This is a genomic window from Hominimerdicola alba 8 (assembly GCF_000178155.2).
GTDB lineage: Bacteria > Bacillota > Clostridia > Oscillospirales > Ruminococcaceae > Hominimerdicola > Hominimerdicola alba_C.
In genome coordinates this window covers 119,738-127,496 of sequence record NZ_ADKM02000085.1, presented here as the reverse complement: position 1 = coordinate 127,496, position 7,759 = coordinate 119,738, and the positions used below count along the sequence as shown (strand labels likewise).

General features: G+C 45.8%; 7 protein-coding genes. 3 read left to right on the top strand and 4 right to left on the bottom strand.

Annotated features, from left to right (window positions below; translation table 11 throughout):
• Nucleotides 1–37: 37 nt before the first annotated feature.
• The 4 genes from CUS_RS09620 to CUS_RS09605 all read right to left on the bottom strand — a co-directional run bounded on the left by CUS_RS09620 (nt 38) and on the right by CUS_RS09605 (nt 4,821).
• Nucleotides 38–2,455: a hypothetical protein gene (locus CUS_RS09620; RefSeq protein ID WP_002850036.1), complete on the bottom strand. Its 2,418-nt coding sequence runs from the start codon at nt 2,453–2,455 to the stop codon at nt 38–40.
• A gap of 16 nt (nt 2,456–2,471) precedes the next feature.
• The gene (rlmB, locus tag CUS_RS09615; protein WP_002849918.1) at nt 2,472–3,245 is read right to left on the bottom strand and encodes a 23S rRNA (guanosine(2251)-2'-O)-methyltransferase RlmB; all 774 of its coding nucleotides are present in this window, start codon (nt 3,243–3,245) and stop codon (nt 2,472–2,474) included.
• A 122-nt stretch (nt 3,246–3,367) separates the two neighbouring features.
• Entirely contained in the window at nt 3,368–3,646 is a 279-nt protein-coding gene (locus CUS_RS09610; RefSeq protein WP_002849980.1) for a hypothetical protein, read from the bottom strand.
• Between the two features lie 491 nt (nt 3,647–4,137).
• The gene (locus tag CUS_RS09605; RefSeq protein WP_037276984.1) at nt 4,138–4,821 is read right to left on the bottom strand and encodes a DUF6062 family protein; all 684 of its coding nucleotides are present in this window, start codon (nt 4,819–4,821) and stop codon (nt 4,138–4,140) included.
• A gap of 142 nt (nt 4,822–4,963) precedes the next feature.
• Between CUS_RS09605 and CUS_RS09600 the strand changes: the two genes are divergently transcribed.
• The 3 genes from CUS_RS09600 to CUS_RS18615 all read left to right on the top strand — a co-directional run bounded on the left by CUS_RS09600 (nt 4,964) and on the right by CUS_RS18615 (nt 7,571).
• On the top strand, nt 4,964–5,329 hold the full coding sequence (locus tag CUS_RS09600; protein ID WP_002850055.1) for an Imm1 family immunity protein: 366 nt from the start codon (nt 4,964–4,966) through the stop codon (nt 5,327–5,329).
• Nucleotides 5,330–5,334: 5 nt separating this feature from the next.
• Entirely contained in the window at nt 5,335–6,150 is an 816-nt protein-coding gene (locus tag CUS_RS09595; protein ID WP_002849952.1) for a DNA-3-methyladenine glycosylase family protein, read from the top strand.
• Between the two features lie 182 nt (nt 6,151–6,332).
• Nucleotides 6,333–7,571, top strand: coding sequence for a PrsW family intramembrane metalloprotease (locus CUS_RS18615; protein WP_002850006.1), 1,239 nt, complete (start codon nt 6,333–6,335; stop codon nt 7,569–7,571).
• Nucleotides 7,572–7,759 lie beyond the last annotated feature (188 nt).

The window sequence follows — 7,759 nt, the reverse complement described above, 5'->3', positions numbered from 1 at the left end:
ACAGTCCGCATTTTCTGCGGACTGCGTAATATTTTTATCAGAATTTCCTGCTGCTTAACAGGAATGTCGTCAAACCTGCAAATACAAGATGGTAAACTATTACCAGTGTCGGCGTTATCTGTGAGAATGTTCCCAATATCATCGATATCAGACATATAGCCGCCCCCAGAACCACTGAGCCGAGTTGGAGTGCTATGCCAAGCTGTGCCGCCGACTTTATGCGCTTAACACCTGTCATAAGCATGGCAAATGCAGGGAAATTACCACTGCACAACATAGAAGATGACTCCCGCTCCTTGTAGCCGACTTCGTTTTCGTACTCCTTGTGATACCTGAACGGCAGCATCTTGACTGAGCCGTGGTCAAGGTCGAATATCTTTTCAAGATATGCCTCAGTCATAAATCCGTCAACGTTTCTGACCACTGTAACGATGCCCTCACGTTCAAGTGAACGCATCCACTTTGAAACTGCCGCCGATGGTGTCACCTTTACTACGAACATTGTTGACACCACCCCTGATATCGACAGATATAGTATGCAGTTGCCTTTGCCGTACTCTGCTTCCTTTGAAACAGGCGGCAGACCGTCGATAGAGTGGTCTTCCATATGCCTGCGTGTACCGAGCAGGACACGCTTGTTGTTTATCCAGCCTGACAGTCCGAGTTCATCCTCGAAGATGTAGCTTTCAACGGGGTAAAGCATGTCCAGCTTGCCTTTCAGCATTCTGTAGAAAGACGTTTTCAGCACGCTGTCCGCCCTGAATACAAGGCTTGCCGCCATCAGTATACATTCGTCCAGCGGATCGGTGGAAAGCAGTTTGAGGTTGACAAGGTCAACGCTTTCTTTCGGGAAAAGCTGAGCGGCTTCCACCAGTATCGAGTTCGCATCTGCGTACTCTTCAACTGCGCTGTATCCCAGTATCACAGAAGAATATTGCAGATATTTCGTTGTAGCGCGATTTATCGGCAGATTTACCGCCAGTATCAGCGAAAGCGATGAACACATGGTAACAGTTCCCGAAAACGCCGCCAGCGCCACATATATCTTCTCCACCATCGAGCCGGCATGCTTGTCGCAGATAAAGGAGAGAAGCCCTGTTATAAGCCCAACAGCAAGTATCAGCGGCGCTGAATATTTTGCAAAATTATCCGAAACATCGGGCGCATAGCTGTTCTTTATGAAATCCTCAACAAAACTCGTCTTGCGCATTGCCGTCATATTCGCGTTGATAGGCACAGCACCTCTGCCGAAGTTGACTGCTGTACTGCTGTCAACGCTCTTGACAGCATATCTGTCAAATTCGCCTGCGATATAGCGGAAATTCTTCTCTGTTCGCTGAACTATCATCATCTTGCCCAGTGTGTTGAAGATAAGCCCGACTATTGCCGCCGAGATGTACACATGATAGAAACCTTCGCGCACAGAATCAGGGTCAAACAGAGTAGCTATGCCCGCAATGACAGACACGAATATCCCCACTGCCGCTATAGAATCATTATCAGGCTTTCGAGTGAAGATGTTCTTTATGCCCGCAGTCATTATGTTATATGAAACGCCCAGCGCCAGCAGACCCATTATCGTGTTTGAAAACAGGTATGCCGATGGCGACACCGACCTGTCAAAAACCTTTATCACAGGCAGTTCAAGGTCATTTGCAATGGTTATCAGCAGACTTGACAGCCCGGTGAACAGAAGCACGCACAACCTAAGGAACAAGTTGCTCTTTACCTGCATTATGTCACTGAGTATCTTCGGTGCATCATCGTAGTTCTCAAACTCACGCTGACCGTATGATACCTTTTTCGGTGTAACTTCATCAGATCCTTCTAGATCGTCTGACATGCCGTCAAGCACAAAGTCCTCCACCTTTTTGCGGCGCTGTTCACTTACCTGTGCAGATTTGCTAAAGTACTCTTCATCAGCCGATGAAGAAGCCGTTTCATGCTTCAAGACCTCAACAGTGTCCTCTATCAGCTTATTTTCAAGCCCCAGTTCAACATCCTTGATGCTTGTGCGCCTTACAGGTTCATCGGCAGGTTCACCCTTGCGCTTGTCCCTGCCGCTGTGCTTTGACAATTCACTGATGCGCCGCGCATTATCGACAGCCCGCTTCTCGTCAGGTGCACTCTCGCTTATGACAGGGATAACAGGCTTTTCGCGTACAAGAGTTCTCTCTTCTGCCGCAGTTTTTTCACTGCCTTCAGATAATTTCTTTGAAGAAACACTTCTTACAGCAGATCTCTCCGCACTGCTGTCATCATAAGCCTTGACAGTTCTTTGTACGGAACTATCATGCCCGCGCACTTCATCGCTCTTGCCGAAAACTTCCTTTACCGCCTCACCTTTTGGGGCGAACCTGATATCAAAAGCATCTCCGTCCTGCTCATCCGAGGGCAGATGGTGCTTTTTGCTGAGTTCTGACATTATTTCTTCTATGGAATGCTTATCAGCCAATCATATCACTCCAAATCTATTTCGCACGCTGTCGAACGACCTCATACATAAATATGCCTGCCGCCACCGAAGCGTTTAGCGAAGTAATCTTGCCAGCCATCGGCAGGCTGAGCAGAAAATCGCATTTCTCTTTCATAAGTCTGCCCATACCGAAGCCCTCAGAGCCGACCACCAGCCCAACAGGGCCGCGCATGTCTACGCCCGAATAATTCTCACCTGCACCATCGGTGCCGTATATCCATATGCCCTGCTTTTTCAGGTCATCGACCGCCGCAGGCAGATTTGCCACCCTTGCCACAGGCAGCCAGCTCGCAGCCCCCGCAGAGGTCTTGAAAACCGTGTGGTTGAGCGAAGCGCTGCGCCTTTTCGGGATAATGATGCCATGTGCGCCCGCAGCCTCAGCCGTTCTTATGATAGCACCGAGATTATGCGGATCTTCTATCTCGTCACAGATTATTATGAAAGGATCTTCGCCCTTGTCAGCCGCTATCTTAAGTATATCATCGACCTCAACATACTCAGCACAGGCACCGATCGCGATAACACCCTGATGCGCTGCACCGTGAGCCATGAAGTCCAGCTTCTGCTCACGCACCTGCTTTACAGGAATGTCACGCTCACGCGCCAGTTTGAGTATCAGTGAGATCGAGCCTTTAGCATCGGGATTGACAAATATAATATCAATAAGTTTGTCAGCTTTCAGTGCTTCGATCACGGGGTTTCTGCCGAGAATAAGTTCTTCTTCGGCAGCATTTTCTGTATTTTTAGTTTTTTCGTTTTTATCACGCATAAAAAATTCCTCTTTTAAACAAATGCAATTATAAAACATTATAACATAAAAATCCTCAAAAGCCAATAGCCCTTAAGGATTTTTTTGCAGTTGTTACAAATACGCTTTATTAATTTTGTTATTTACAGTGCAAATCTTATCGCTGCAGCCAGTGCAGCAGCAGCTATCACCCAGGGCAGCACAGCGAAAATGTTTTTCGTGAATGCCCGATGCTGTTCGTGACAGCATTCACCGCCATCTTTGAACTCCTTAGTCAGCCGCGCGACATACTTTTTCGCAAGTTCTTCGTTCTCATTTTCGGAGAACATGCAGTTTGCATTTACGAACAGCAATGCTCTATCGAAACATTCACTGTTTGTACACTTAATGTCTATAATTTTCTTGTTTACCCCTTTTATCAACCTTTCGACCTCATTTCATCAGATGGTTTTCACATTAAAGTCCATTTGAATGTACTTTCAACAATTTGATGTTGAAAAGTTGAAAACTTATCAGCTATCAACAGTTATCAACGCTGAAAATGTTGAAAACTCTGTTGAAACAGTTGAAAAAGCAGTGTAATTTCCACGTTTTCAACAATGTTTGATTTTGTTGAAAATTTTGTTTATGGACAAAAATATGTACCCGACCCGAAAATCTGAAAACAAAGCCGAAAGATTTTCGAGCCAAAAGTATGACTTTTTTGTAAACAGAAGTCTGTTAAACTGAACCGCTATATCGTATCCGAGTGTTCTCGGGGAAAGAAACCACTATTAATTTGTTAGGGGTAAAAAATCGTATCAGTACACAAATACGTACACTTTGTCAACTATTAAGCATATATCTTCCGACAGTAAAATTCTGTACAAAAAACAGTATTTTTATACGATCATAGTGTATTTTTTCTGTCAGTTCACCTTGTAGTCAGGAATTTTATCGCACGCTCGATCGAGTCTTTTGAGTTGCCCCAGTCAGCATCAGCGCCGCTGTTGCGGTAATCGTACATGTTGCAATAGTGGGTAACATCCTTTTCAAGTTCAGAGAGGTATTTTTCAGTGAGTGCCGCGCACGCTTCCTTAAAACCGACCTGTATTTTCTTATCCATCTTATCTTCACAGGCAGATACCAGCATATCATAGTGTGGCAGGCATAACATCTCCTGCTCGCTGAACAGAGAGCGAAACTCACTCTGCTGTTCATACATTTCAAAAAGAGTCACCATTATGCGCGACATACCCCACTCGACCTTATTGCAGACAAAGCAGTCGTTGTTGACTGCTGAAACACGCTTCTGTTTGGCATTCTTGCCCTCAAATATGCTTTGGCGCTTTAGCACGTTCTTCTGCAGCGATTGCAGATGCGTTGACAGCATCAGTGCAAGCGACAGACGGTTCTTGCAGGCACGCATCTGTTCAAAATGCACCTTGCAGAAGCCTTGTTTGTTGGTTTCGATACGCACATCAGGTTCCATCATGGCGGCACCCATTATGTAGTCAACAGTGCGCTGTTCAAGAGTATCGCGCAGTCGGCATATGGGACAGCCGCATTTCGGCTCAAATATTTCGGTAACAGGTATGGTAAGAATGCTTTCTCTCATGGTATCAGTCCTTTCTTTATCAGACTTACGCTCAGGAAGTCTTGTGCAAAAAATCACTTGAAAAATGTTTCATTATATAGTATAATGTATTTTAAAGGATTTTGCAAGTGCTTTATATATGATAGGGTGAAGAGTTATGCAAATGCTTGTCAGCACAGAAAACGGCACAGTCCTCATCGATAGCTTCGCTGATATCGAAGCAGTTATAAGGCGTTCGGCAGCAGACGGAACTGCTGAGATATGGCTCAGCGGTGATGCGCATTACCCTGCCATTGCAATACTGCTTAACGGCGATCACGCCTGTGTGGATTTTTTTGGCACTGATAACGGCAACATTAAAATGACACCGGGAAATTATCCGCACGAGATCATGTTCAGAGCGGGCGGTGAAGAATGGCTCGCACCTGCAAATGCTGTCATAAGCCTTGATGAAGCCGTTTTATGCGCAGAAGAATTCTGCCATAGCTTGAATTTACCTGCCTGCGTCACATGGCAGGACGGAGTGTGAATATAATGGACTATAGAAAAGACGGTCATGATATCCTGCTGAAACAGGCGGATTTCGACCTTGATGAAACACTTGACTGCGGTCAGGCTTTCAGGTGGGAAAAGATATCTGACAATACATACAAGGGCGCTTTCCTCAACAAAGGACTTGTGATAAGCAGTGAAGAGGAAAAAGGCATTTTCAGACTGCACGACACCAATGAGTCTGACCTTCTGGAAATTTGGGCTGAATACTTCGACCTATACACCGATTACGGCGAGTTGAAAAGGCGTTTTTCGGAAGACAGTACCCTTGCCAAAGCCTGCGGTTACGCGGGCGGCATACGCATTCTCAAACAGGACAGGTGGGAAGCGCTGTCATCATTCATCATAAGTCAGAACAACAATATCCCGCGCATCAAGGGCATAATAGGTCGGCTTTGTGAGCATTACGACGGTTATCCCTCATGGCAGGAAATGAAAGATGAAACAGCAGAAAGCCTTGCATATCTTCGTTCGGGTTTTCGCGCAAAATACCTTGTGGACGCCGTTGCAAAGATATCAAGCGGTGAAATTGACCTTGACGAAGTGGCAAAAATGGACATCGCAGATGCACGCAAAACTTTACAGACCATCAAAGGCGTAGGTCCGAAAGTTGCTGAGTGCACACTCCTGTTCGGTTTTTACAGAACAGAAGCGTTTCCAATGGACGTATGGGTCAAGCGTGTGATGGCTAACTGGTACCCAAACGGTCTGCCCGAATGTACAAAAGGTGCAGAGGGCATAGCACAGCAGTATCTTTTCCACTATATACGCACATCGGGTGCATTTGAGGAGATATGAACATATAAACAGAAATATAGTTATCCCGCTGACACACCACAAAAACAGCGGCTATACAGAACTTAAGGTTCTTGGCGTATGGCGCTAAATTATCCTTTTGTTTACCGCATTTTTAGTTGGTGTGCTAAAGGGATAGTCATATATAGAATTATAAATATACAGATACATAAGGAGGAAACAAAATGGGAAAAGCACTTCTTTCCATCGCAGTACTGCCGACTTTCGTCATATTTGCGATAGTAATAAAGAATGCGCGGGCGGCTAAAGAACCATTCCGCAAGGTGGCTAAAGTATTTTTTCTAAGCGTGGCTTCCACCATCGCGGCGATAATACTCGAAGAAATCGGTGACAAACTGATGGAAACACTGTTCAGTTCTATGGGGCAGGATTACAAGACTGTTATGGGCATGCTTTTCCAAACGATATTCGTCATAGCAATGGTCGAGGAAGGCTGCAAGTACTTTTCTTTCAAGCTGATGATATTCCACGACCGAGCATTCGACAACACATATGACGGTGTCATATACGGTGCGGCGGCGGCTCTGGGATTTGCTACACTGGAAAATATACTCTATGTTTTTCAAGGCGGGTTCGGCACAGGTGTTATAAGGGCTGTACTGTCGGTACCGCTGCACGCATGCACAGGCATATTCATGGGCTACTATTTCGGCATATCAAAGTACAAGAAATACAATGACATTAAACACGACAAAAACCCTCAGCGGCGTGCCTATCTCATAGCTGTCATAGTACATGCGCTGTACGACTTTTTCCTTATGGCTAACGATGCAAAGGACGCGCCGAAATACTTCGCATTACTCACGATAATTGCTATCATCGTTATAATGATAGTAGTCTACCTGATGATGATTTTCACCATAAAGAAAGCCAGACGCGATGACCAGCCTATATACAATAAGTACTACTACGAGCATCTTAATGGCGTATATCAGGATATGTGCGACAAGACCAGCGATAAGATGACGGGCTATTCGCCCATTCCGTCGGCACAGCCGAACAGCATGCCGCAGAACTACGCACAGCCTGTTTTCGGGCATGATGTCATGAGTCAGCAGATGTATAAACACCCCGCTTTCGGACAGACTCCATATGCTCCGCCCGCATTTGATCCACAGAATTGTGACCCGATGAGATTCGGCGGCAGACCTGTGTCTGAGCATGTCAGAAATGCCACCTACGGCGCGATACCGCAAGGAGGATATCAGGGCGGCTACCCGAACAATGGAGGCTATACAAGCGTTCAACAGCCCACAGGATACGGTCAGACAATGGTTCGGACTATACCTGAAAGAAGCTATCAGCCGCAGTCTGCCGATACAGGTGTACATTTTTGCAGTGAGTGCGGCTGCCGCATGCAGGCAAACGAAACGGTCTGCCCAGTATGCGGAACCAGAACATAAAAACATCATAGTAAACAACATAAAAATTTGTGGTTATCCCGCTGACACACCACAAAAACAGCGGCTATACAGAACTTAAGGTTCTTGGCGTATATTTTTCCCCCGCCTGCGGCGGGGGAAAAATATACAACGCTCAATTATCCTTTTGTTTACCGCATTTTTAGTTGGTGTGCTAAAGGGATAGTCAT